22 protein-coding genes are annotated in these 24,653 nt (G+C 45.8%); 17 read left to right on the top strand and 5 right to left on the bottom strand.

Annotated elements, in window-relative coordinates; all coding sequences use genetic code 11:
* Window positions 1-6 precede the first annotated feature (6 nt).
* The 14 genes from OH460_RS00725 to dsbD all read left to right on the top strand — a co-directional run bounded on the left by OH460_RS00725 (window position 7) and on the right by dsbD (window position 12,932).
* The gene (locus OH460_RS00725; protein ID WP_269994100.1) at window positions 7-630 is read left to right on the top strand and encodes a CpaD family pilus assembly lipoprotein; all 624 of its coding nucleotides are present in this window, start codon (window positions 7-9) and stop codon (window positions 628-630) included.
* The gene (locus tag OH460_RS00730) at window positions 627-1,787 is read left to right on the top strand and encodes a P-loop NTPase (protein ID WP_269994122.1); all 1,161 of its coding nucleotides are present in this window, start codon (window positions 627-629) and stop codon (window positions 1,785-1,787) included. The genes OH460_RS00725 and OH460_RS00730 overlap by 4 nt, the downstream gene beginning before the upstream one ends.
* Window positions 1,787-3,133, top strand: a complete 1,347-nt coding sequence (locus OH460_RS00735) for a CpaF family protein (protein ID WP_269994124.1) — start codon at window positions 1,787-1,789, stop codon at window positions 3,131-3,133. The genes OH460_RS00730 and OH460_RS00735 overlap by 1 nt, the downstream gene beginning before the upstream one ends.
* Window positions 3,130-4,044 carry a type II secretion system F family protein gene (locus OH460_RS00740; protein WP_269994126.1) on the top strand — a complete coding sequence of 305 codons (915 nt, stop codon included), beginning with the start codon at window positions 3,130-3,132 and terminating at the stop codon, window positions 4,042-4,044. Before OH460_RS00735 ends, OH460_RS00740 begins: the two co-directional genes overlap by 4 nt.
* Window positions 4,041-4,892, top strand: a complete 852-nt coding sequence (locus OH460_RS00745; RefSeq protein WP_269994128.1) for a type II secretion system F family protein — start codon at window positions 4,041-4,043, stop codon at window positions 4,890-4,892. The genes OH460_RS00740 and OH460_RS00745 overlap by 4 nt, the downstream gene beginning before the upstream one ends.
* Window positions 4,889-5,629 (top strand): tetratricopeptide repeat protein, encoded by a 741-nt coding sequence (locus OH460_RS00750; protein WP_061032980.1) that lies wholly within the window; start codon window positions 4,889-4,891, stop codon window positions 5,627-5,629. The genes OH460_RS00745 and OH460_RS00750 overlap by 4 nt, the downstream gene beginning before the upstream one ends.
* Window positions 5,629-6,072 carry a TadE/TadG family type IV pilus assembly protein gene (locus tag OH460_RS00755; protein ID WP_269994134.1) on the top strand — a complete coding sequence of 148 codons (444 nt, stop codon included), beginning with the start codon at window positions 5,629-5,631 and terminating at the stop codon, window positions 6,070-6,072. The genes OH460_RS00750 and OH460_RS00755 overlap by 1 nt, the downstream gene beginning before the upstream one ends.
* On the top strand, window positions 6,062-6,622 hold the full coding sequence (gene tadF / locus OH460_RS00760) for a tight adherence pilus pseudopilin TadF (protein WP_269994136.1): 561 nt from the start codon (window positions 6,062-6,064) through the stop codon (window positions 6,620-6,622). The genes OH460_RS00755 and tadF overlap by 11 nt, the downstream gene beginning before the upstream one ends.
* Entirely contained in the window at window positions 6,615-7,820 is a 1,206-nt protein-coding gene (locus OH460_RS00765; protein ID WP_333482701.1) for a VWA domain-containing protein, read from the top strand. The genes tadF and OH460_RS00765 overlap by 8 nt, the downstream gene beginning before the upstream one ends.
* 71 nt (window positions 7,821-7,891) lie before the next feature.
* The gene (locus tag OH460_RS00770) at window positions 7,892-8,356 is read left to right on the top strand and encodes a TlpA family protein disulfide reductase (RefSeq protein WP_105058739.1); all 465 of its coding nucleotides are present in this window, start codon (window positions 7,892-7,894) and stop codon (window positions 8,354-8,356) included.
* Window positions 8,356-8,856 (top strand): DUF4266 domain-containing protein, encoded by a 501-nt coding sequence (locus OH460_RS00775; protein WP_269994679.1) that lies wholly within the window; start codon window positions 8,356-8,358, stop codon window positions 8,854-8,856. The genes OH460_RS00770 and OH460_RS00775 overlap by 1 nt, the downstream gene beginning before the upstream one ends.
* An 89-nt stretch (window positions 8,857-8,945) precedes the next feature.
* Window positions 8,946-10,172: a DUF3570 domain-containing protein gene (locus OH460_RS00780; protein WP_105058737.1), complete on the top strand. Its 1,227-nt coding sequence runs from the start codon at window positions 8,946-8,948 to the stop codon at window positions 10,170-10,172.
* Window positions 10,162-11,139 carry an FAD:protein FMN transferase gene (locus OH460_RS00785; RefSeq protein WP_269994144.1) on the top strand — a complete coding sequence of 326 codons (978 nt, stop codon included), beginning with the start codon at window positions 10,162-10,164 and terminating at the stop codon, window positions 11,137-11,139. The genes OH460_RS00780 and OH460_RS00785 overlap by 11 nt, the downstream gene beginning before the upstream one ends.
* On the top strand, window positions 11,136-12,932 hold the full coding sequence (gene dsbD, locus OH460_RS00790; RefSeq protein WP_269994146.1) for a protein-disulfide reductase DsbD: 1,797 nt from the start codon (window positions 11,136-11,138) through the stop codon (window positions 12,930-12,932). The genes OH460_RS00785 and dsbD overlap by 4 nt, the downstream gene beginning before the upstream one ends.
* A 77-nt stretch (window positions 12,933-13,009) precedes the next feature.
* Here the strand turns inward: dsbD and OH460_RS00795 are convergent, their stop codons facing one another.
* Together OH460_RS00795 and OH460_RS00800 are read right to left on the bottom strand one after the other, a co-directional pair.
* A complete protein-coding gene (locus OH460_RS00795) occupies window positions 13,010-14,122 on the bottom strand; it encodes a phosphotransferase (RefSeq protein ID WP_269994148.1) in 1,113 nt (370 codons plus the stop codon).
* 11 nt (window positions 14,123-14,133) lie between these two features.
* Entirely contained in the window at window positions 14,134-14,418 is a 285-nt protein-coding gene (locus tag OH460_RS00800) for a GNAT family N-acetyltransferase (protein WP_269994151.1), read from the bottom strand.
* 272 nt (window positions 14,419-14,690) lie between these two features.
* Between OH460_RS00800 and OH460_RS00805 the strand changes: the two genes are divergently transcribed.
* The gene (locus OH460_RS00805) at window positions 14,691-15,437 is read left to right on the top strand and encodes a PilZ domain-containing protein (RefSeq protein ID WP_061032969.1); all 747 of its coding nucleotides are present in this window, start codon (window positions 14,691-14,693) and stop codon (window positions 15,435-15,437) included.
* A gap of 102 nt (window positions 15,438-15,539) precedes the next feature.
* On the opposite strand, the gene OH460_RS00810 is transcribed toward OH460_RS00805, so the two are convergent.
* On the bottom strand, window positions 15,540-17,900 hold the full coding sequence (locus tag OH460_RS00810) for a Lon protease family protein (protein ID WP_269994155.1): 2,361 nt from the start codon (window positions 17,898-17,900) through the stop codon (window positions 15,540-15,542).
* A 241-nt stretch (window positions 17,901-18,141) separates the two neighbouring features.
* On the opposite strand from OH460_RS00810, the gene OH460_RS00815 reads away from it, so the two are divergent.
* Together OH460_RS00815 and OH460_RS00820 are read left to right on the top strand one after the other, a co-directional pair.
* Window positions 18,142-18,636, top strand: a complete 495-nt coding sequence (locus OH460_RS00815; RefSeq protein ID WP_008218112.1) for a hypothetical protein — start codon at window positions 18,142-18,144, stop codon at window positions 18,634-18,636.
* Window positions 18,637-18,648: 12 nt separating this feature from the next.
* Complete coding sequence (locus OH460_RS00820; RefSeq protein WP_269994156.1) at window positions 18,649-20,277, top strand: ABC transporter ATP-binding protein; 1,629 nt, start codon at window positions 18,649-18,651, stop codon at window positions 20,275-20,277.
* 185 nt (window positions 20,278-20,462) lie between these two features.
* Here the strand turns inward: OH460_RS00820 and OH460_RS00825 are convergent, their stop codons facing one another.
* Window positions 20,463-21,476, bottom strand: a complete 1,014-nt coding sequence (locus tag OH460_RS00825; RefSeq protein WP_116871047.1) for a LacI family DNA-binding transcriptional regulator — start codon at window positions 21,474-21,476, stop codon at window positions 20,463-20,465.
* 94 nt (window positions 21,477-21,570) lie between these two features.
* Complete coding sequence (locus OH460_RS00830; RefSeq protein ID WP_269994159.1) at window positions 21,571-24,645, bottom strand: GH116 family glycosyl hydrolase; 3,075 nt, start codon at window positions 24,643-24,645, stop codon at window positions 21,571-21,573.
* Window positions 24,646-24,653: the final 8 nt, after the last annotated feature.

The following is a 24,653-nucleotide window of genomic DNA, read 5'->3' on the forward strand; positions in this document are numbered from 1 at the left end:
GACATCATGAATAAATTATCCTTATTGCTCCCTGCCCTATTTGTGTTGGCGGGATGCGCACCTACACCAACCACTCAACAACCATCGGTCGATGTGGTGTCTGTGACTAACAAGTTCTCTCTAACGCTTGCCGGGAAAACACTGTCAACTCAGGAAAAAGCGGATATTTCTGACTTTATCGCTCGTCGAGGCAGCGCGAGTAGTTTGATGGTCAAAATAGAAAAAACAACTCCGAAAGGTGAAAAGCAGCTCGAGAAAGTAAGGCTTCACCTTATCGAATCAGGTCTCTACCCATCACAAATTTGGGTAGCAGACGAAGCAACAGAAGGTAAAGGCGACATCACTATTTTAGTCGAATCTTACCGCGCCAAAGTCACAGCCTGTGACGCGGGTAAAACGCCAAGAACCACGCTCAACGCCTACCGCACTCAGCGCAATTTTGGGTGTGCAAATGCCAATACACTTGCACAAATGGTAGCCAACCCTAAAGACCTGATCGTCGGTCAGCCGATTAATGGTGCTCAAGGGCAGAAAGCTGTCTCTAGTATCGATAACTACTTTGCTCCACCAGCCCAAAACCAACAGCCAAATAATGGTTCTTCGACGACCACGCAAGGAGGTACGCTATGAATCAAATACACCAGTTAACGGTACTGATCGCAGCGTCTGAGCAACTCGATGCCCTAGCGCTTACGCACACACTGAATGACTTTGGTATCCACAACATCACTGTCTCTTCAAATCAAGAAGACGACGTAGTACGACACGTTCTGAAGCATGGCATCAAGACGATATTTCTCGATGTGTTGAATTGTGAACTGGCTGAGTCAAAACAAGCCGTGCAGCGCTTGATTAAGCGTACAGGTTGTCAAATTATCGCTATCGGCCATTCAGGTGAAATTTTCATCTACCGTGGCATGCTGGCATCAGGCGCGAGTGACTATCTAGTACCTCCTGTGACTCCGCAAGATCTGGAACACGTTTCTTTCGCGGCTTTACAAAACAACAGCGAAAAACGAAATGAAAAAGTCATCTCGGTTGTCAGTACAAAAGGTGGTTCAGGCAGCAGTACCATTACTGCAACCCTTGCACAGCAAATTGCGGAGCTCGATAAGAAAGTGGCTTGTCTAGACCTAGACTTTTCAATGGGCGACTTAGATCTGCTACTCAATGTTGAGGGAAACTCAGCATTGATCGAGCTTTTACAATATCCAGAGAGACTAGACCCGTTAGTTTTCGAACGCAGTGGGATCAGCATATCTGCAAAGCACACCCTCTTTACTGGCTATCTACCTTTAGATGCCACACCATTCTGGCCACAAAAGAGTGCTTTGGACCAATTTACTAAGTTTTGCCTACAAAACTCAGACTACCTATTAGTGGATATACCAACTTACTCTTTGCGTGATCAAGTGGGCTTTGACGCACTGAAAAGTGCCGATATCCGAGTGATTGTCGTTGAACCTACACTCGGCTCTATCCGCAATGCCGGCCAGATCATCAAACGACTTCAGAATCAAACCGACTCCCAAACGCTTGTTGTGCTCAATCACACCAAGTCCGATTCAGGCTCAATGATTTCAGTTAACGATGTGAAAAAGTCGTTAGGTGTCCCGGTAGACGTAGTCATTCCATTCTCCCCGAACCACTTTTTGAGCAAGTCATCACTTGGTCAACCTGCCCACAAAGGCAACAGAAAAGTGAAAGTGGCGTTCAACTCTTTGGTTGAATTAATCACAGGTGAATCGCAGCAAAGCAGCCGCCGTTTTTGGAAGCGAGGTGCATAATGTTTGGTCAAAAAGCAAACATAGTTGATCCTATTGAAGTCAGCCAAGCTCGGTTGCATGAAACGTTAACATCCGCTCCTTCGCTACGTGATCATTATCATGTGATTCATGAAGAGATCATCAAGGCAATCGATCCATCAGCGGTTGTGAGTTTAAGTGCGTCCGATCTTGAAGCTCGAATTTCAGAAATGGTATCGGAAATTGTGGTTTCTAAGCAGCTACCACTCGGTCATCAGGATGTGACTCATTCTGTAGAACAGCTCTTAAATGAATTTCTAGGTTTGGGACCACTACAACCACTGATTGAAGACCAAACGGTCACTGACATCATGGTCAATGGTTACCGTGAAGTTTACGTCGAGCGTTCAGGCAAACTGCAAAAAACTACGGTCCAATTCCGTAATGAAGAGCAGCTTCTCAACTTAGCTCGACGCATCGTGAGCAAAGTAGGTCGCCGAATCGATGAATCGAATCCATTAGTCGATGCAAGGCTAGACGACGGCAGCCGTGTCAATGTCATGATCCCGCCGCTCGCGCTTGATGGAACCTACATATCTATCCGTAAGTTCAATGAAAAGAAGCTGACACTGAGCCAATTGGCACAGTTTGGTGCGATGTCGAATTCGATGATTAAGCTTATTGATATTATCGTTCGCTCTCGCCTCAACGTTCTTGTCGCGGGTGGTACCGGTGCAGGTAAAACCACCCTGCTTAACGCGATGTCTTTCAGCATCTCGCCTCAAGAGCGCATCATCACCATTGAAGACACAGCTGAACTGCGCCTGCAACAACCCCATGTGGTGCGTGCAGAAACTCGCCCAGCCAATGCAGAAGGTTTAACGCCGATTACTCAAAGAGAGTTAGTACGAAATGCCCTACGTATGCGACCAGATCGCATCATTTTAGGCGAAGTTCGTGGCGATGAAGCCTTTGAGATGATGCAAGCAATGAACACAGGCCACGATGGTTCGCTGTGTACACTTCACGCCAATTCTGCAACAGATGCACTGGTGCGCATGGAGAATATGCTAATGATGAGCCAGGCAACGCTGCCTCTCTTTTCACTGCGTCGCCAAATCGCCGACACCATTGATGTGGTTATCCAAGTAGAGCGAATGCGCGATGGCAAGCGACGCATTGTTTCAATAACCGAGGTACAAGGATTAGAGGGCGAGCAATACGTCACTCAGGAACTGTTCGCCTTTAAAACGCTATCGGAAGACCAGCAAGGCAAGCTAATTGGTGAATATAAGAGTGCCAAGTGCGTACCAAGCTTCAACGAGAAAGCGAAATATCACCAGCTAGACGCTCAACTAAGGGTGGCAATGGAGCTTGAAGTCGGATGATTCTTGTTCTTGCTATTTCTGCGCTGCTGGCTACGGTTTGGCTAATAACGCTCAACTCAAAACAAGCCATTGTTAATAAGCGACTGTCCTTGGTATCTGGTTCATACAAAGCAAGCCCAGCAGACGTTTCTATCAAAAAGTCGAGCCACCAGCGCACCAACAAACTGCATGCGTTCTTCCTGCGAATCAATGCCTTGCTGCCTGTTTGGGATAAGTATTTTATCGCCTCAATGATTTTCGGCTTTCCAGTTACTGGTTACCTGTTAGTACCAGAGCTTCCAGTACATCTTCGATTGCTTGCAGCAGTTGGGCTGTGGCTCATATGTACCTGTGCCATAGTGTTTTATCGCAGAAAGAGACAAGTAGAAGAGTTTGAAAAAGACATCATCAACGTCCTTGGATTGATTTCTAGAGCGGTTTCAGCAGGGTTATCCATCCCACAAGCGATTGATCAAGTGGCACAAACGCAACCTGGTTTGCTAGGACGCGAGTTCTCTTACCTTCGCGATAATCTCGCGCTTGGCCTTAGTCTTCGCCAGAGTCTCGATGACGCGTGCATTCGTCTTCCTTACAGCAGCTTTCGTTATTTCTCTGTTGCACTGATCCTTAACCAATCGAATGGTGGTCAACTGCGCGACATTCTTCATAGCTTAAGCCGAACCATGCATGACAACCGAGCGATGAGAAAGAAGGTGAAGAGCCTAACCTCAGAGCCTCGCATCACAGCATTGTTTCTCTCTGTCTTACCCATCGGGTTGCTAGGTGGCATCTATTTAATTGAGCCCTACATGATCAAGCAGCTGTTTAACACTGAACTAGGTCAACGAGTGCTGACCTATGCATTAATTAGCATCAGCATCGGTACCTTAATTTTGAATGCTCTGACTCGCAATAAGAGGTTCTCATCATGATGTATGTTGCCATGTTGCTGTTGGGATTAGCTGTTCTTCTCACCCTGATTGCACACCTATCTTCGTTCAAACGAGACGTTGTGGCTGAGCGACTAAATCGCGTATCAAGCTATTCTTCAAAGTACAAAAACACGTCGAGCAAGTGGCGCTTCCAAGGTGAGAAATCTCGACGTCAAAAGCTGGTTCTGATTGGCTGGATTAACCCAAATGCAGAGATGTACTTTTTAGGGCTTAGATTAATCACCATGACCGTAGGTGCTGTTACTTGGTATGCGACTCGCATTCCAGTGCTAACGATGAATTCGGCGGCAGAGTGTATCGCTATCGGCATCGTGGTCGGCATCCTATTCGATCGCGTTCTTGAATGGCGTGTGAACCAAGTTCGAATGCAGATCAGCCGAGTAATACCCGATGCCGTCGACCTAATGGTGGTGTGTGTTGCATCTGGCTTAACACTCGAAGCGGTATTTCGCTGCGTTGGTGAAGAGATGCGTTCGATCTCTCCAGCCTTGTCACGAGAATGGCTGTTAACCGCAACTGAGATCTCTGTTCTCGATTCACCACAAACGGCACTCAACAACTTAGACAAACGTGTCCAACTGTCTGACATCAACAACGTTGTCACTACCATGAACCAAGCATTGCAATACGGTACGCCTATGGCTGATGCCCTCAAACTGATCGCTTCGGATAGCCGTCAATACCACTTCTTAGAGCTGGAAGAGTGGGTGGGAAAAATACCAGCCAAGATGTCATTCCCTTTGGTGGTTTTCATCATGCTACCTGTGGTGGGCATCATCGTCGTGCCAATCATGTTATCTCTTACACAAACTCTGGGGGGCTTATGAGAACCATCCCGTTATTCTTTTTGTCGCTGATATTGTTCGGCTGTCAATCAACCAACCACGTTGAAAAAGATACCGCCGAAAACATGAAGGTGGCAGAAGTTGCGTTAATGAATGGTAAGCCAGAGAGCGCCATGGATCTCTACCGAAAAATGTTGGTATCGAAGCCCAATGACCCGCAGTTACTGCTGTTGATGGGCTCCGCAGCTAATCAAGCCAGTCGTTATGACGAAGCACTGCATTACTTAAAGCGTGGTATCGAGCTTAATCAATCCAATGCGATTTACCGTGAGTTAGGCCGTTCATGGTTAGCTTTAGGTGAGCTTGAACAAGCGACCTCGGCTCTTGAAGAGTCTGTTCGACTAGAAGCGTCCGATGACGTTGCTCAAAATAGCTTAGGAGTCAGTTACTCGCTCAATAAGCAGTATTCCAAAGCGAGAGAGTGTTACTCAAATGCGCTTAGCTTAATGCCTTCAAGCAACGAATACCGAAACAACCTCGCTATGGCTTGGATACTCGATGGTAAACCAGATCAAGGGATTCGTATTCTGCACCCGATCTTTGTCAGAGGTGAAGCTAGCGTAAAACTCCAGCTTAACCTTGCTTTGGCTTACGCACTTTCTGGTGACAGCGAGTCTGCAAAAGCAATCGCTCGTGAACACTTATCGCAACCGGAATACGCTAACAATAGCTTGTATTACCAAGCCCTAGCCGCTCACGCTGATCGAGGAGAACAATAATGCTCTCTCGTCAGAAAGGTGCGAATAGCGTTGAGTTTCTAATGATCACCCTACCGTTTCTATTGCTGATACTTGGGTTCTTTGAGATCTGCCGCTTGCTGCTAGTCAACATCATCTTCGATGTCGCCGTTCATGCAGGTGCTCGAGAAGTCAAAACTCAACCATTTGGTCCCATATCAAACCAAGTTTTCATCGACACTATCGACAGTTTCCCACTGATCGAACACAGCAAGATCAAGTTGTCTCAACCTTTGTACGTTGAAAACCTACCGGACTTAGTTAACAGAAAAGCGGCACCGATAAGCAAAGCAGTATTGGGGGAATACACGGTGTCTTACGCATTTTCATTCGCTCTACTGCCTAGCCTTTCAACTCGTTTTTTAGAACGTACCGGCCAAATGACAACCTTGGAAAGAAAGGTATTGGTGAGTTATGACGGTTAATAACACACACACCAAAAAACAAGCGGGATCAGCAGCCGTGGAATTCCCATTTGTCGTACTCGCGATGATGATCATTCTGTGGGGGTTCGTTGCTGTCTACCGCTTATTCAGCCTGCAGACTCAGTTAGACAATGTTACCTACAACTTAGTGAATGCGATTTCTTCAACTCAACTCAAACCTGAGCAAGGTAAGAATGGTTTACCCGAGACTCTAAAAGGTCCATTGATCGTACTCGCTGAAAATTACCTGCCGAGTAGCATTGCCCGTAGCAATATTGGGCTTTTACTTGAAAGTCGTGTCTTTGATATTGCTACTTCAACGTGGGAATACAAACATCTGTATGCGGGAAGCGACTGCCAAAGTGATCGACCGATTGAACAGCTTACGGACATGCTCGTTGTGGGCAGCGGCGATCCTGCGTTGGATGGAAGACCGTCCACCTTGGTTCAGCTGACCTTATGCGTGGATACACCATTTAGCTACGAACGGCTCGCTCTTCCAAAAAGCTTAAAAAGCTCATCAGTAGTGGTAGGTAAGCACTATGGTTAACTCAATGTTTAGCGGCCTGGCCCGTCAGCAAAAAGGTTCGATCACCCTTTCCTTCTTGGCACTGCTGACCCCTGCACTATTTATCGCCGTCGGCACTTTGATGATATCGGCGCAAGTGATGGTTTCTAATCGAGCCGCTCAAGCCGCCGACTCTGCCGCATTAGCTTGTGCTTTTGCTGATGAGGCGACTCTGAGAATGATGCGCGCGTACCAAGATTACTATCACCCGACACTGAAAGGTGTTAGTGGATTAACGCCGAAAAACCAAGAGTGTCGAATTAGCCTAGGTTACTCCGTTACACCGTTATTGCCTCATTTCAGCTATAGACGCGATGACCAAAAGGTGACTGCAACAGGTGGAGGCTTTAAGGGGGTGGTTGAAAGCAAACACTCTGCGATTCCAACAGAGTTGGTACTAGTGCTCGACGTATCTGGCTCCATGGGCTCAAACATGTCGTCACTAAAATCTATTTTGTCTAATGCATTGAATACGATTCAATCTCAGAGCGATAACGCTAACGATTTGGATTCAGTGAGTATTTCTATCGTTCCTTTTGACTCTGGGGTGGCAACACATCGCCCGCCCTGGTTATCCGAAGAAACAGCCGGAATCTACTGTATCGATGGACTTAGCTATCGTAATAGCGATTTCTCTGCGGCGCTGACCGTAGATAACCTCGCGACGCTGCATTCAGAGCGACCTGTGAAGTTTACGCCGCCAAGTAAGTGGTTAAGCGACTGCAATCAAGACTCACCAATGTTGCCCTTGACCAACGTATTTTCCCGCGTCCAAAACTCGATAAACAGCCTAACTGCAAACGGTGGTACTCGCTCTTATCAAGGTTTGGTATGGGGAGTGAGACAGCTTATCCCAAGTTGGCAACAAGCATGGGGAATAAACGTAAGCACTGTACCCGAAACCAGAAGAAAACTGGTGTTATTCACCGATGGCGCTGACGAAGGAGACGCGTTCAATCAATTGGTGAACGCTGGTTTTTGCACTACGGCTATCAAGCAATACGGCATCGAAATGAATTTCATCGGCTATGGCGTCAGCCCATCTCGAATTACTCAATTCGAGAACTGTGCAGGAAATCCTTTACGCGTATTCAGTGCCACCAACACGACACAACTCGACAAGTACTTTTCCGACATTTTGGCGGTTGAATACTCGGCAAGCATCCGACTCACTCGCTAATTCAAACAAAGCGTTTGATTCAAAAGCATCGAATTTAAAACAGATAAATTAAAAACAATATGGAGAAACACATGTTTACACGAGCCCTAGCGTTATTGGCGCTGTGCCTTTCTTTACCTGCATTGGCTTATCAAGAAGGTGATGCTTTATCGCAAGACGTTATCAAGAAACTGCAACTCAACAACGAGGAGCTCACCATTGTCGACTTCTTTGCTGAATGGTGCGTTTCTTGCCGAGAAGAGCTTCCAGAAGTAAACCAACTCTACAAAGAACTTAAAGGCACCGGCGTGACGTTTAAAGGCGTTGATGTCGATGAGGATGTTGAAGTTGGCCTTGAGTTTCAAAAGCAGCTCGGATTGGAATTCCCAGTAGTGAACGATCCAGAGCAAGCATTGATCGCTGAGTTTAAGCCTATCGGTATGCCTGCACTTTATTACATCTACCAAGGCAAGGTTATCAAGATTCGCTTTGGCGCAATCAACCACATTGGCGACGTCATTACTGATGACCTAGTGAAAATGGGAGTGCAGCTGTGATGTTGATGAAAGCCACCCTTGTTGGATTGCTCGCTATTCCAATGACCGCGAACGCCTCTCTTGAACTTGACCTTAGTGGTTTAGGAAAAAAGCCCGTTGAACAGCAAACCAGTAAGAACAGCACTAATAGCGATGGTCCTATCGTAGAAGAAGAGATCATCTCGAGCACGGTTTACTCCAGTGGCGGCACACACTCAAACCAAACTACCAAGAGCGCAACAAGACGCAACATCGATATGGTTACACCAAAGGCAAAGCAGCTGGTTATCAAAGAGAAAGCGCCAGAAGAGACTAACAAGCCTTCAGCGTTGGCGTTCGTCGATGAATTTCTTGGCATTGAGCCGGTAAAGCCTTGGGAAAAAGGAACACTAGCTCAAAAAGAGATGAAACCGGGCGGCCCTGTGCCTGAATTCGATGTTTTCTCTGAAAAAGTCTTTGCCTACAAACAAGGCTCTGTGGGTGGCAGCGGTGTTGGCGGTGGCGGCTGCGGCTGTAACTAACCATTAAATCGACCCAAAAAACTCAATCGACAAAAAACACTCAATCAATAAAAAAATATTCAGTACTTCAAAAACAAAATAAGAACAAAATGAAAAAACTACCAATTACGCTGCTCAGTGCAGCGGCAGTGGCTAATGTGGCATTAGCTGAAGATCATGTCTCTGTGCATTACCTGAACTATGAAGAGTATGACGACAGAGTTTCAGCTAAGGACACCATGGTTTCGATTGAAAAAAGTATCGGCTTAGATTGGACCCTAAACGCAGAAATAAGCTACGACAGTGTTTCAGGTGCTTCTCCAGCATGGGGCCCTACGACGCCTCCAGCTTCGGATGCCGACAAAATAAATCGCGCCCTGAAAACTCAGCAAGCTCAAGACAAAACTAACGAGGTCATTCGTGCGGGTTACGATCCTCACCGAGACAGTTATGAGGTCCAGAAAGTCGGCCTAGAAGACACAAGAAAAGCACTCAGCTTGAGTGCCACCTACCGTGACAGACTGCGTAATGAATGGACCTTTGGTGGCAATGTATCCCAAGAAGAAGACTACGAGAGCATTGGTATCAATGGTAAAGGCTTGATTTATGCTGATAGCGCTAAAAACCGTTCGTACAGCTTAGGGGGCTCTGCTCTTTTCGACCAAACTCAGGCATTTGGCAAATACGTTTTAGGCTCTTCTAACAGCCAGAGCTGGGAAGACATCTTCACTGGCAGCTTAGAAGCGGGGTTATCTCAAACCTTTACACCAAATCTGTACAGCATTTTTACCGCTTATGCAGGCTACCGTAGCGGTTACTTGAGCAACCACTATTTAACGGTGCTTCGCGAAGTCGATATTAACGACGATGGCAAAATCGATGATGACGAAGTGTTCTTGGGGCAAGACTCTAGACCAGATACCCGAGTCTCTGGCGGTATTAATCTTCAGGCCTTTTACTCTTTGTCAGACAGTATAAAAATCCGACCTCGATACAAATGGTTCATGGATGACTGGGGGGTAATGTCTCATCAAATAGGCGGCAAATTATCTTGGCGTGTCAGTGAGTGGCTAACCCTAGCACCAGGTTATTTCTGGTATACACAAGATGCGGCAGATTTCTATCGCGACCCTAGCAGCGCTGATCCTTCTTTTGCTTCGACAGGTTACGCGACTTCTGACCTTCGCTTAGGTAACTTCACCGCGAATGCTTATGAGCTTGGCGCGAGCGTTAAGGTCCATAAAACTGTGCGTTTAAATGCGCTTGCGGCTTACTACGAACAGAGCAACGGATTTGAAGCGCAGTGGTGGGCGGTTGGAGCAACTTATGAATTCTAAGCTGCCCTTTGTCCATCGCTTTCATGCCATGACAGTACCTTGCGAAGTACAGATCTTATCGCTTGATTTTACCCACTTCCCAAAGGCGTGCGCAAAAAGCATCGCTGATGAGATAGAGCAAAACACACATCGCTTAGAAGGCAAATATAACTTCTACAGCGATGATTCATGGCTAACGCGACATATCAATCAGCGTACAGCCAATGAAGTCGAGCTCGATTCAGAGTCTGCGGAAGTTTTTGAGCATCTCGACCGATTAAGCCAACTGACATTCGACACGTTTGATACCACTGTTGGCAGCATCAAACACCTTTTACAACAGAAGCCGAAGATGTCACACAGCCATGCCTTTCAAGCCCTCTCTTCCGCGCTAGGCAAACAAGCTTGGGAGCTAAAAGGGGCAATAGGTCTAGAAGATACAATGGTTCGAGAAGGAACTGTCGATCTACAAAGTGAAGTCGACTTACAAAGGACAAGGCTACACATCCCTGATCCACGCACTCGCTTCGATTTTGGTGGCGTAATCAAAGAGTACGCGGTCGATCAAGCAGTAAAGATAGGCAAGCGACTTGGTGCAACTTCAATGTTGGTAAATTTTGGCGGCGATATCTATGCATTGGGTACAAAGCCAGATGGTTCACCATTCAATATTGCAGTTCTGGATCCAAGAGACAACAAGACGCCATTTTTTGCCGTTCCGATTACCGACGCGGCGCTGACCACATCTGCTCACAGTGAACGTCAGATGCAGTTCGGCGATAAAACCACGTCTCATATTTTGTCGAAACAAGACGTAGAAAAGAAGATTTTGTCTGTTACGGCAATAGCTTCTTCCACTTTGGAAGCGGGTGTACTTAGCACTTCCTTGACGCTCAACCCGAACATTTCAGTACCGGAAGAGAGTGCTGTTATTTACATCGACGATCAATTACACATTCACCAAAGCACGGAGTTTTTGCATTCATGAAAAACTACCTACTCACGTTAATTCTATTGTTTAGCAGCTTTTTGCATGCTCAAGACAGCGAGTTTCTTCCAGTTGAAGAAGCCTTCCCGGTTACATGGGAAGCCACGGACCAAGGCGCGGTTATCCGCTTTGATACACACCCGGGATACTATCTTTACCAATCACGCTTCTCGTTTAAAGAAGAGTCCTCATTATCGACACAAGATCCTCAATACTCGCTGCCAGGTGAAGAAAAACATGACCCTAACTTCGGCAATGTAGTGGTGTTTCACGAACCGCTTACCGTTACCGTGCCTTACACCGGAAGTGGCAAGCTCACCGTCCGCTATCAGGGCTGTGCAGACAAAGGGCTTTGCTACCTGCCACAAAAGCTAGTGTTGGATTTACCTACGCTCAAGGCGTTAACAGAAGTCACTAGTGAGAAGCCATCAAGCTCTCTGGTTCAAACACTAGGTGAGATCAGTGATGATACCAATGGCTTGTCGTCGTTCCTCTCTCAAGCAGGTAAGTTACAGGCTCTGCTTGTGTTCTTCTTGCTTGGCTTAGGTCTGTCTCTCACGCCGTGCGTGCTGCCTATGATTCCTATCTTAGCCAGCATCATAGGTGGTGAAAAAGCGATGACAGGCAAGAAAGGTGCAGCGCTTTCTAGCTCGTACGTTCTGGGTATGGCGACCAGTTATGCCATGACGGGAATTCTGGTCACCACATTAGCAAAAGGCATCAATTTACAAGCAGCCATGCAACAACCTTGGTTGCTCAGCATTTTTGCCGCCGTGTTCGTTTTACTAGCGTTAGCTATGTTCGGTTTCTATGAGCTTCAACTCCCTGCCGCACTGCAGCAGAAACTCAACAGTGGCTCAGACAAGTTGGGCGGCGGTAAAATTGCTAGCGTATTCGCGATGGGCGCGATTTCTGCACTAGTGGTTTCACCTTGTGTTAGTGCGCCACTAGCTGGTGCATTGCTTTATGTATCCACTACTCAAGACTGGATGTTTGGTGGTGCTACCCTGTTTGTCATGGCTCTAGGCATGGGTGTTCCGCTTATCGCGATCGGTGGTAGTGGCGGACGCTTACTGTTAAGAAGTGGCGCTTGGATGGTATCGGTTAAGCAAGTATTTGGCGTACTGCTACTCGCGGTGGCTATCGTCTTATTAAGCCGCTTCGTTGACCCATCAATCATTATGATCTTGTGGGCGCTCCTTGCTATTGGTACGGGTGTACACTTCGGCGCGTTAGAAGCGGCACAACCGGGCTGGGCACGTACTCGTAAGTTTTCTGCACTATTGCCACTGAGCTATGGCTTGATTCTATTTGTGGGTTATTTCCTAGGAAATTCCGATCCTCTCAACCCGCTTGCGAACCGAGAGTCCGCACAACCTATGGCCATCACGTCTTTTGAGAAAACCGATTCAGTCACTCACTTAGAGCAGCAATTACAAGCTGCAGCCAATGCTAAACAAAAGGTGCTAGTCGACCTTTATGCAGAATGGTGTGTCTCTTGTAAAGTGATTGAGACCAACGTGTTTAACGATCAACAAATCAGCCAAAAACTGAAAGAGTGGCAGACCATAAAACTGGATGTGACAGAAAGCTCGCCAGAACAAATGGCATGGCTCAACAATAAGAATGTGTTTGGCCCACCCGCTATTTTCTTTTACTCACCCGCTAACGGTGAGTTAGAACCAGCGCGAGTCATGGGGGATATCGACAAAGCTGGCTTTAACAGCAAGCTCAAACTTGCCAATCAGCTTGTAGCAGCCCGCGCAACGGAGCCAGACAGCCAAACAAATTAGACCGTCACTCAACAACCCAAAACGCCCAATCAATGATTGGGCGTTTTTGTTTGATCCATTGACGATAAGCCTATTACTCAGCTCTCTAACTGTTTGACAACCTTTTGGGTCAGCTGCTCAGTATACGGGTTAATCTTCCAATGCTCTGGACTCCAGCCTTTTACGAAACGTTGGAAATCGGCCCACGCCACGTAAAACATTGGTCGCCATGCGCGTTCGACGTCTTCAAATGAGAGCTGAGGCTGATAGTGCGCTAATGCTTCTTTCAAATGTTGGAAGTAAATATCTAAGACCTCTTGCTCGTACTCTTGGCAATCTTGCGGCCTAACCGCGCTGCTCATAAACAGAGCTACGTCTTTCATCGCACAGCCGTGACCGACGTATTGGAAATCGACTGCAGCCGCGTTTTCACTTTCAGGATCAAAGCAGAAGTTGGCGAGCTTGGCATCGCCGTGCACTAAGGTGGGATACGGACACTCTTTCAATAGACGATCGATACATTGCGCTTGTTGTTTCAAAGGTAAGTCCGCTAAGGCACTTAGCTCATCAGGACGTGTGTCTAAATGCCAATAAGTACCGACTGGCCACAATGATGCCGACTGATCTTGATTGATGTTGATGTGCTTTGCGTGAAAGTTAGCCAACCATTTTAAGCAAGCATTTCGCTGTTTGACCTCAACAGAGGTATAAGCATGATGCTGATCGCCTGAAGTTGGTTCATCAGAAGCGGCCAGTACATCAAACTGAGAAGTTAATGGGAAACCGCTATCGGCTAAGTCTTGCATTACGATAAGCCATTCGTTTTCAGCTAATTCGCATTGCAAACCCACAGGCACGGGGCAGCGCTCATCCCATTGTTGAGTGAACGATTGATACCACGCTGTCTCTACTTGATAGGAATGCACTTTACGCTGATGAGACAGCTTAGTGTTCCATCCTTTCGGGTGTTCAGTTTTATCGGGCAACGCGACATGTTTAACGATAACGCTGTTGAATCCAGCATCACTACTATCTGTGAAGACTAAGCGTACTAACTCGCCATACCCACCCCACAAGCGTTGAATCACGTGAATATCGAACCCTTGATGGCAACCGAGTGACGTGGCTATTTTTTGATAAAGCTCAGGAGATTGCTGACTGGAATTAACATCGGATTCGACAGACTGTTTTGAAGGTATTGATTGAGACATATAACTCGTTGCTACGCCTTATCAGCTAAAAGGTGTGACCATTGTGGCTGTCTATTCATGTAATGAACAACATAACTGCATACCGGGATAATTGTGTAACCCGCACGCTCAATTTCAGGGAGTACCGACTCCATCATCACCTTACCAAAACCCTTGCCTTGCAGTTCATCAGGGATTCGAGTTGAGGTGATATGCAGTACATCGCCATCCTTTTTATACTTAACAACCGCAAATTGATCTGGTTCCAACTCAACCGTGATCTGGTTCGCATCTTGATACCATTTAACTGCCTGCATTCTCAACTCCTGCAAATAATGGATACGACAAACAATTAAAGTTTGAAGTATGAATTCCTTGTAATAGACTAACGCAAGTGCATATAAATAAAACTAAGTACTTACAAACAAAGAAAATATTATTATAGCGTGTGGTTATAAATAAAATTCAAACCAATTAAAAGCACTCTATAAATTGCGTTAGTACACCTACTAAATCTAGCACGTAACAACCCCTTGTTAGCAAGTTATCAATATCTAACAGACGCATGTTGGCACATGGAGAACCTATAATGAACGCACCACTGAAGAAGCCTTTGGAGCATAATCAGGCACTGCAAGACCCTCGAAATCGAACCGTCACCACTATTAATAGCACCGATGCGCTGGCTATGATTGAGCATGGCAGTGAGCTGACATTAAATGTATCGACACCTGTTGGCACCAAGTTTCTCGCTACCACCAAATTTATCGGCACTCACAGTGATAACTGTATCCTGATTGAGGTGCCGGAAGTATCCAGTGATGACCTGCGCTTTTTCTTTCAGGAAGGCTTTTGGATGACGGCTCGTGCCTACTCTTTGCGAGGCGAAGGTGCTCTGATCCACTTTAGGTCTCAGATTCACCACACCATTGGCGAACCCTTTCCTATCATCGTGCTTTCCACGCCAAGTACCATGCAAGTCACGCAACTGCGTAAAGAAACGCGCTATGAAGTGAACCTAAGCTCTCGCGTGATCTTTGATGATCAACGCATGAACTGCGAGATCAGAGACCTCTCGAAGAGTGGCTGTCGCTTTGTCACATCGCCAACCTCTCGTCCAATTCAAGTTGCCGACCGAGTCTCTATCGAAATTACACCCGAGAACTACAATGGTCCGCTGATTCCGCCACTTAGAGGGATTGTGTGTAATCTGCAAAGATCAACGCACTATGCGCGTTATGGTGTCGAATTTGATGATATCGGTAAGGCCAATGCCAAAAACCTGCTCAGTAAGCTGAAGTTCGACGGCACCAAACTTCGTTTGCGTAACGCTTAAGCGCTAGAGATTGTAAGAATCAAAAAAACAGCCATCGATAATATCGATGGCTGTTTCGTTTAAGGTTAACGGTTATTTAGCTAATCTACTTAAAGCGTTAAGCTATTTACGCAGTGCGTTGAGTTTAGCCTGAGCGATACCAAAGATAGTATCGATTGGGTAGCTTCCCTCATCACTCGGTTCACCAGCGGCTTTACCCGTGAACAGCTCAATCGCCTCTGTCACATGATCAATCGCCCAGATATTGAACTCGCCCTTTTCCACCGCTTTAACGATGTCACTGCGCAGCATCAGGTTATGAACATTAGAGCGCGGGATGATAACCCCTTGCTCATTAGAACGACCTTTTATTTCACATACATCAAAGAAGCCTTCAATCTTCTCGTTCACCCCACCAATTGGCTGAGACTCACCGAACTGGTTCATCGAGCCGGTAATCGCAATGTCTTGACGGTTTGGCTGCTTAGAGAATGCAGATACAACGGCACAGAATTCCGCCATACTCGCACTATCGCCATCAACGCCACCATATGACTGCTCGAAAGTGATGTTAGTAGTAAGCGGGACTTTAGCCGTCTTACCAAACACAGAAGAGAGATATGCCGACAAGATCATCACCCCTTTCGAGTGAATGCTGCCACCAAGGTCTACGTTTCTTTCAATATCAATCACTTCACCGTCACCATAAGCGGTGGTTGCCGTGATTCGGTTTGGCGCACCAAACATGTGATCCGTTGTGCTTAATACCGACAGCGCATTGACCTGCCCTACAGCTTTACCATCGACATGAATCAAAGTTGTGCCGTTGGTAAAGGTTTCCATTACGCTGTCTTGCAGTCGTCCAACACGCATCTGTTGGTTCGATAACGCTTGGTCGACGTGCGATGCGCGAATCAGATTCGATTTCGAACCTCTCGCAACGTAGTTGGATTCACGAAGCAGATTAGCAATGTGTGCTGAGTGCAGTGACAACTTACCTTGGTCACCCGCCTGACGAGAACTGTGTTCAATGATGCGAGCAATCGCCTTGCGGTCACAGTGGAGCATGTTGTTGTCATGGACGATGCTCGAAATGAAGCGCGCATAATGCATTTCAGAGTCAGCAGTCCGCTTCATCTCATCTTCAAAGTCGGCCGTCACACGGAACAGCTCACCAAACTCCGCATCATAATGCTGCAGCAGTTGGTATGTGCGATAGTCACCAAACAAGATGATCTTAACGTCCAGAGGAATAGGTTCTGGGTCGAGCGATACCGCTCCCGTTAACGTCACCTCTTTCTCTAATGAAGTGAAGCTTAACTGACGAGAGCGCAGCGCACGCTTCAGGCCTTCCCATACGTAAGGTTGCTCTAGCACTTTTACCGCGTCCATCAACAGCACGCCACCGTTCGCTCGATGTAAGCTACCTGCACGAATCAATGAGAAATCAGTAAATACAGTGCCTTTAAAGGTTGCCGTTTCTACATAACCAAACAGAGAGTGATAGTTCGGATTCTCCTCGACCACAATCGGTAGAGTGTCTTCCTTCTGGCTCACAATCACGTTCACTTTGTAACGACGCGGCATTTTCTTATCCAAAGAAGCCGTCGCAACTTCGGCCTGCTCAGTACTCTCTTCTAAGAAAATATCAGCGTTATCGACGATGTCTTTACGCAGTGCGGTTAGGTACTTTTTAATGTCTGGGTATTGGCTGTAATCCTTCTTCAATTGCTTGATGAAGTGCGTTATCACATCTCGCGCCGTATCATCATTAAGCTTTTGAATCTTTTCAGTATACGTCTCTTCAAGCTCCGTCAGTTCACGAGAAATGGTTCGCAGTCCAACTTCCAGCGCATCGATGGTTTTATCAAACTGATCTTGCTCTTCAGGTGACAGCAAGTCAAAGCTCTCTTCGGTATGAAGCTCGTCGCCGTTCATCGCCACAAATTGGTAATCACCTTGAGTGGTGATCGTCAGGTTCACGCCGTTCTTTTTTGCTTCTTGGCTAATCGCTTCTAACGCTGCTTGTTGCTTGGCTGCTAGCTGATTCTTTAATCGATCAGCACGGCTGAAGTACATCTCATTGTCGAACGCGAGTGGCATCGCTTTGATGAGTTTGCGCATCAGCTTTTCAATATCTTGCTTTAAGCTACTTCCCACGCCACGCGGAAGTTTCAATACCTTAGGTGTGCGAATATCTTCGAAATTCGCGATGTAACACCAGTCAAAAAGCTCCTCCACTTCATGAGTGTGTCGGTTGAGATAACGCAAGATCATGGTGCGCTTGCCCAGACCATTGCGTCCTATCGCATAAATGTTGTAACCCTTTTCCTTAATTGACATCGCGAACTCAACGGCTTTTTGCGCACGTTCTTGCCCGACGATTTCGTCAATTGGAGCCAGTTCTTTGGTCGACTTGCATGGTAGCTTTTCGAGTTCTGCTACCTGATACAGTTGTTCTGCATTGAGTCTTTGAATCGCCATCGCCGCCTCCTTAGTCCTTTATTTCTTGGGTGTAGATAAATTCAGTGTAGATGTAATTGCCTATAAATTTAGTGACTTACGCTACATCGCTGTTCAACCGAACAAATAACACACAATTTAATGCAATTTTACGAATAACAAGCCATTTAATTCACCAAACCTAACATCTGAATGATTTTAATTTGCAATTGATAATAAATATCATTAACATTTTAAAATATTATAAATCGAGGATGTGGATATGGAAATTGAACGATGCTGGATGCACTACCTAAAAGCTGAGCAGTTAATGGAGCAAGGTCACTGGCCAGAAGCACAGCGCCTTTATGGTGATGTTCTCAATTCTCTTCCTCACCACATTCAAGATGCGGCATACCAAAGCGATATCAAGCCTTGCCAATTTGCCTGTCTACTTGCAGGACTCAGAGATGCAAGCGTGGCTCAATCTGAGATTCTCAACCGTTTAGGGCAACACCAACAAGCCTTTGATACATTGAATCAGTCTTATGCGTTAATGCAATTTATCTCTCTTGAGAGCACAGAGCTGATTCAACGCACCCACGGGTTACTGGAAAAGCAGAGTGAAGATCTACTTAACCACTTAATCGCATTTTGTAGCGCGCAACGCAGTTCACATTGGATGCTCGAACTAGAACAAATTCAACGTGCTCATCACCATTTTGGGCAACTTAAAACAACGTCAGAAGTTCAATCTTCACCAAACGTCTTAAATTGATAAGGATATATCATGTCGGACCGGGCTCTTCTTAAAGTCAATAACCTCTCCGTTAGCTTCAAAACCAACGATGGAATCGTTGATGCGGTGAAAAAGGTTAACTTTACCCTTAAATCTAGCGAAACCTTGGCCATTGTTGGTGAATCAGGTTCTGGTAAATCTGTCTCTTCTAACGCACTGATGCGTCTACTTCCAGACAACGCCATTATTGATCCTCAGTCTCAAATTGAGTTTGAAGGCGAGTCTGTTCTCGAAAAATCAGAGCGTGAAATGCAGTCGATTCGTGGCGACAGAATCGGCATGATCTTTCAAGAGCCGATGACATCTTTGAACCCATATCTGCGCGTCGGTATTCAAGTGGCAGAAGCCATTATGTGTCACCGTAAAGTGTCAAAGTCTCAAGCCAAACAGCGAGTGATTGAACTGTTTAATCTTGTGCACTTACCAATGCCAGAAAAGTCGTACACCAAGTACCCTCACGAATTTTCGGGTGGTCAGTTGCAACGCATCATGATTGCAATGGCGCTGATTAATGAACCGGATATCCTGATTGCGGACGAACCGACAACAGCACTCGATGTAACGGTTCAAGCTGAAGTGCTTTCTCTTATCAAAGAGATCCAAGGCAAGATGGGCATGGCAATTTTGTTCATCACCCATGACTTAGGTGTGGTGAGACACTTCGCCGATCGCGTGCTAGTGATGTGTAAAGGTGAACTCGTAGAAGAAGGGATGACTCAATCTCTGTTCGACAATCCTAAACATGACTACACACGAATGCTCATTAACTCGATACCTAAAGGGGCGAAAGATCCGGTAAGCGCCGCAGCGCCAGAGCTTCTGTCTGCTGAAGATATTCGCGTTAAGTTCTTGGTGAAACCGCACTTCATTAAGTCAAAAAACCAGTACTTTGAAGCGGTGAAAGGCATCTCGTTGAACCTAAAACAAGGTGAAACCCTCGGTATTGTGGGTGAGTCAGGTTCAGGTAAATCAACTCTTGGACGTGCGTTAATCGGCTTATTGCCAAGCTCAGGTCGTATTGTTTATAAGGGACAAGACGTCAGCTTACTCAACGACAAGCAGCGTCATAACCTGAAAAAAGATGTTCAAATGGTATTCCAAGACCCTTATGGTTCTTTATCGCCACGTATGACGGTTGGGGAGATCATCACCGAAGGCTTAACGGTGCATCAACCTCACTTGTCAAAACAAGAACGTTTAGAAAGAGCTCGTAAAGCACTGATTGAGGTTCGTCTGGAGCCAAACTCAATCAACCGCTACCCGCATGAGTTCTCTGGCGGACAAAGACAACGTATCGCGATTGCTCGTGCGTTGATTCTTGAGCCCTCTTTCATACTATTGGATGAACCGACGTCAGCTCTCGATCGCTCAGTACAACTGACCGTGATTGACCTGCTCAAAGACATCCAAACTAAGCACAATATCGGCTTCCTATTCATCAGCCACGACCTTTCGGTAGTCAAAGCACTTTCGGATCGTGTATTGGTGATGCAGAAGGGTGAAGTGATGGAAGAAGGGTCTGCAGAAGAGATTTTCAATGCGCCGAAAAACGACTACACCAAGAAACTCATCGCAGCGTCATTCGATTTAGAAAATAATTCGGAAAAAAATGCCGCTTAAAGGGAACTAATCAAGATTAACAGCGTCTTATAAGTACATTCTGAATAATCTCCTAATGGATTGCACTCTAGAATGAATATAGCAAAACTGGTTTGGCCGCCAAAAGAGAAATGTCGCATGGATGCGACATTTTTCGTTTCTGAAGGGAAATAACGTGCACTCCCTACGATTCAAACACTTCACAACTAACGATACAAAGATTTGGTCGACTCTCTGACAATTAAATCAATGGGTGGCAATCGCGCTTCATGCCTCTCACCAGATAACAAGTTCAAGATCGACTGAGCACACACCTCGCCAATCTCTTCAATTGGCTGCCTTAATGTTGTTAACGCGGGTGTGAAATACTTTGACGTTGGCAAGTCATCAAACCCAATCACAGACACATCTTCTGGCACTTTGTAACCGTGATCATGGAGCGCCTTAATCGCACCGTAAGCCGTTTGATCATTGGCGGCAAACAGGCCAGAAAAATGAATCTTAGATTCAATTAATTCCACGGTTTTCTCATAGCCAGTTTCACTACTGAAATCCCCTTGCTTGACGAGCTTTGGCATCACCTTAATGCCCGCTTCTTGAAGCGCTTTCTTATAGCCTTCAAAACGATTACCTGCGTCTGGCTGACTTGAAAGCCCTTTGATATGAGCAATATTCACATGCCCCTGTTGGAGCAAGTGGAGGGTTGCCATGTAACCACCCAACACATTATCAATGTTAATTGAGCGAACATTATCTGCAACCATGTCATAGCCCACCGCAACCACCGGAATGTCTTGCGCATACTTCGCGATGTCTTCTTTGGTAATGCTGCCTGTCACGATGATCATGCCATCGACATTGCTCTTAGCCAGATACTCTAAGGCGTGTATCTCGAGCTTTTTTTGCCAATGTCCGGTTGCTATCACTAACGAATAGCCTTGAGCTATCAGGGTTTTCTCCATATCGTTGAGGATGCGGCTGGTATAAGGGCTGTCAGGGTGTTGTACCAAGACGCCTATCGTGAGTGAACGGCGATTAATGTTCTCCTGCATTTGAAAATTTGGTTTGTAGCCGGTGTCTTTGATCGCCTGTTCGATATTTTGGCTTTTATCATCCGACACATAGGTTGTTCGATTAAGAAAACGAGAAACCGTGCTTGGTGAAACGCCAGCTAGCCTCGCTACATCGTATACGGTGGTTTTTTTAGTTTTAGTGCGCATCTCGATACCCTAACCCAGTGACATTAAGGGGAGCCCTAAAGCTCCCCATCAGTTTCAACTCAACATTGCTTAAGTTGAAACTCATACTATTTAATTAATATAAGTAGGCGAAAATCATCCCCGGTCGGAAGTAGCGACCTGCGGTATACTTCAAACCAGTGCTCAGAAGCCACTTGTGAAGAACCGTAGCTTGCTCCGCTGAAATTTCGCCTTGCAGCATACTAACAAATTTATCACTGTCTTTAGTCAGCTCAGGATTAACTCGACCGTCAGACAGCACACACTTTTGCAATTTAAGTGCAGTAAGCCACTTTTTCGCATCATTTTGTGACAATTCAAAAGATTCTGTAAGATCTTGCTCAGTGAAAGAGACAGAACAGTTGAACCCTTCTGGTGCGGCAAATGGAATTTTTGAATAGTCATACAACGCGGTATACACGGTATCCATCAATGTTTCTGCTTGCTGCGATTTACCCGCTAGGCTCAACGCAGTTGCGACACTAAACTGCACGCCGATCCACACGTCTTGCGCCTGAAAAGCCTCATGCGGCGAACCATCGGCGAGCGTCATGTTCGCTACCCCAAGTTTAGGGCTGTTAATCTCGAAGTTATGTTTATAAACATAGTCCAATGCACGCTGAATGCGCTGTTGCGGGAAAATACCCTCTAGGCCAATCAGTTTGAGATAGCTATCTGCAAGCAGTGCATCACCAAAGCTATTGTCTGAATCGGGTACTAGCTCTAGATACTCTTTAGTAAAGGCTTGAGGCGCTGTCTCACTCAATAAGCGTTTCTTAGAGACTCTTTGAGCTACCTTATTGATGTTTATTGAAGTATCGGTTTGGTTTAGATAGTCGTTAAGCATATTCTTATCGGCAATCGCATCACCCGTTAAAACTAGCCCCAGAGTTTCCAAAGCTTGATAACCTTCACCGGTAAGATGCTTGGCTTGGACAGGCGTCACAAAGAAGTGGTAATAACCTTCTTTCTCATCCCACAAGCTCTGCTCAACTGTTGCTAATGCCTTTTTCGAACGTGTTAGGTAACCCGCGCCTAGATCGTGTTCGCCCATCAACTTTGCAAGCTCACTTGCAGCTTGAAGGCCGGCAACCCAGAGGCTCGCACAGTAAATAGAGATACCATGAGAAGCGAGGTTATCGAAGGTGTCGTCTGTACCTCGGGTTAGCGGTAAATCGTCACCTTCAGCAATCAAGTTCGACAAGAAATCGATACTCTCAGTCACAGCCTGCCAGCACTCTTTAACCACAGACATATCTTGTGTGTTTTGGTAGTGACGGTACACCATTAGAATGTATTTCGGTGCTAAGTCCTTCCATTCCTTAACATTATGCCAGCTATACGCGTCAGGCTGAATGTCGAACGGGCTACCCAAATCGTGGATTACTGCACCTCGAATTGCACGCACACCTTGGTACTTTTCATCAATCAATTCAGCATTCGGTGTCGCTTCATATTCCCAGTAACGGCGCTGAGTAAAGTCTTCAGCCAAAATCGCTTTTGAGAACTCTTTCATTACGCAGCCATCAAGCTCCGGCAGCAAGTAAAGCAGTGAAAATGAGCCGTAAAAATACACATCCAGTGAATTAAAGAATGGGTAATCAACACACTCTTTCACTAGGAACTTATCTTCTTTATCCCATACCGTAGATTCGGCTAAAAACGATAGTGAGTTCATCGCCATCGTCGCATAGCGTAGCGCTGATTCAGGCTGTGATATTTTGCTTTGAGCTTGCTCTAGGAAAGCGGTCTGTTGCTCAATAATCTTCTGCTCAATCACCTCAAGCTTTGGCAAAACATCTTGTAACATCGGTAAGGCAGGCTTTGCTTGTGGGTAGAATTGCGTGTAAGCCTTGTCTGAGTGCCAGCCATTGAGCATCACTTTACTGTATGCCATCACCTGTGCGAAACGCAGGTCAACGGATTCGCCCGGCTCCAACTCAACCTGAACCACGACCAATGCACTCAATGCTTCGCGCCCAGTGTAGATCCCAGTTTGGAATTCTGTATTAGTACGGCCTGTTTTCAGTGCGAACTCAGTTTGCTGGGTCACTTTCGAAGTATAAAGCGTTGGCTTAACAGACACCGATACCTTGCCAGATTTAGTCAAACGGTTTTCGGCTTGAACACCAAACACCACCTCACCCTCAATGTCACTTTGATAAGGGGACTGACTAGTGAGCTGAACACCGGTAAAACCGTGGCTTTCATCATTGACCTTCACCGCTTTATGCTGCTGAGCAATCGGGTTTTGAGATAAGGTACACGCCGAATCTTGAATCCCATCACGACCTTTTCGGTAGGTTGAACCAATCAAGTTTTGTAGAGGTTGAGCAAGAGTAATCACGCGTGTTTGCTGTGATTCATTAGTAATCTGGAAGTGGTTCCAGTGCATCGGCATAGAACAGAGGCGCTTATCCTCTTTAACGATCGGCGAGACTACCTTTCGCTTTATATTAATACCATCAAAACTATTATATTTATATTCAGCTAATGGATATAAAGCCTTATATTCGATATCGCTACCATTAACACTTTCTATATCACTATTATTTCCCGCAGTTAGTGATAGCTGTCTCGTTGTATCATTTATTAATAATCCATTAAAGAAATCTAAGGCTACATATAATTGACAAATAATCGACGATGAATCCGACTCAATTAATAATTGAGTCTTATTAGAAAACTCAACATTCCACTTTATAAAGCTCTCTCTATTTTCTTTATAGAAGTTGCCAGTTTTTAATGCGTTACGAATGATGTTAATCGCATTAGAAATGTTTTCTTTATCTATCTTCTTTCCATCGAATAGCGCTGGGTAAAAATTCAGATGAACACTAAGCTCTTGCTCGTTAACAACCTGAAGCGCTTCAATGGTCGGCACATCCATCACTGACGCATAAAAATCATTAAAATTAACAACTTGCTCTGAGCAATCGACAAATATTCCTGGAATAAAACTGAAGTTTGGCGTGTTACCATTTGGCGTCAGTGTAAAGGTATTACCGATACCACCGATCGCCATACCTGTATTTTCTGGTGTCGTAGAAATTGGCGTGTACCAAGGTTGAATAAATTCAACTGCATCACCTTTTTTACACAAGTGTTCTGAATTTCCTGAATAGCTTGAATATGGAATTTTATTATTCATGTTAAAAC

It is taken from the genome of Vibrio sp. Makdt, assembly GCF_027587015.1.
GTDB lineage: Bacteria > Pseudomonadota > Gammaproteobacteria > Enterobacterales > Vibrionaceae > Vibrio > Vibrio chagasii_B.

Bases quoted from the DNA above. Each gene is read 5' to 3' on its own strand.
- OH460_RS00725 (WP_269994100.1), top strand. From the start codon at position 7: ATGAATAAATTATCCTTATTGCTCCCTGCCCTATTTGTGTTGGCGGGA.
- OH460_RS00730 (WP_269994122.1), top strand. From the start codon at position 627: ATGAATCAAATACACCAGTTAACGGTACTGATCGCAGCGTCTGAGCAA.
- OH460_RS00735 (WP_269994124.1), top strand. From the start codon at position 1,787: ATGTTTGGTCAAAAAGCAAACATAGTTGATCCTATTGAAGTCAGCCAA.
- OH460_RS00740 (WP_269994126.1), top strand. From the start codon at position 3,130: ATGATTCTTGTTCTTGCTATTTCTGCGCTGCTGGCTACGGTTTGGCTA.
- OH460_RS00745 (WP_269994128.1), top strand. From the start codon at position 4,041: ATGATGTATGTTGCCATGTTGCTGTTGGGATTAGCTGTTCTTCTCACC.
- OH460_RS00750 (WP_061032980.1), top strand. From the start codon at position 4,889: ATGAGAACCATCCCGTTATTCTTTTTGTCGCTGATATTGTTCGGCTGT.
- OH460_RS00755 (WP_269994134.1), top strand. From the start codon at position 5,629: ATGCTCTCTCGTCAGAAAGGTGCGAATAGCGTTGAGTTTCTAATGATC.
- tadF (WP_269994136.1), top strand. From the start codon at position 6,062: ATGACGGTTAATAACACACACACCAAAAAACAAGCGGGATCAGCAGCC.
- OH460_RS00765 (WP_333482701.1), top strand. From the start codon at position 6,615: ATGGTTAACTCAATGTTTAGCGGCCTGGCCCGTCAGCAAAAAGGTTCG.
- OH460_RS00770 (WP_105058739.1), top strand. From the start codon at position 7,892: ATGTTTACACGAGCCCTAGCGTTATTGGCGCTGTGCCTTTCTTTACCT.
- OH460_RS00775 (WP_269994679.1), top strand. From the start codon at position 8,356: ATGTTGATGAAAGCCACCCTTGTTGGATTGCTCGCTATTCCAATGACC.
- OH460_RS00780 (WP_105058737.1), top strand. From the start codon at position 8,946: ATGAAAAAACTACCAATTACGCTGCTCAGTGCAGCGGCAGTGGCTAAT.
- OH460_RS00785 (WP_269994144.1), top strand. From the start codon at position 10,162: ATGAATTCTAAGCTGCCCTTTGTCCATCGCTTTCATGCCATGACAGTA.
- dsbD (WP_269994146.1), top strand. From the start codon at position 11,136: ATGAAAAACTACCTACTCACGTTAATTCTATTGTTTAGCAGCTTTTTG.
- OH460_RS00795 (WP_269994148.1), bottom strand. From the start codon at position 14,122: ATGTCTCAATCAATACCTTCAAAACAGTCTGTCGAATCCGATGTTAAT.
- OH460_RS00800 (WP_269994151.1), bottom strand. From the start codon at position 14,418: ATGCAGGCAGTTAAATGGTATCAAGATGCGAACCAGATCACGGTTGAG.
- OH460_RS00805 (WP_061032969.1), top strand. From the start codon at position 14,691: ATGAACGCACCACTGAAGAAGCCTTTGGAGCATAATCAGGCACTGCAA.
- OH460_RS00810 (WP_269994155.1), bottom strand. From the start codon at position 17,900: ATGGCGATTCAAAGACTCAATGCAGAACAACTGTATCAGGTAGCAGAA.
- OH460_RS00815 (WP_008218112.1), top strand. From the start codon at position 18,142: ATGGAAATTGAACGATGCTGGATGCACTACCTAAAAGCTGAGCAGTTA.
- OH460_RS00820 (WP_269994156.1), top strand. From the start codon at position 18,649: ATGTCGGACCGGGCTCTTCTTAAAGTCAATAACCTCTCCGTTAGCTTC.
- OH460_RS00825 (WP_116871047.1), bottom strand. From the start codon at position 21,476: ATGCGCACTAAAACTAAAAAAACCACCGTATACGATGTAGCGAGGCTA.
- OH460_RS00830 (WP_269994159.1), bottom strand. From the start codon at position 24,645: ATGAATAATAAAATTCCATATTCAAGCTATTCAGGAAATTCAGAACAC.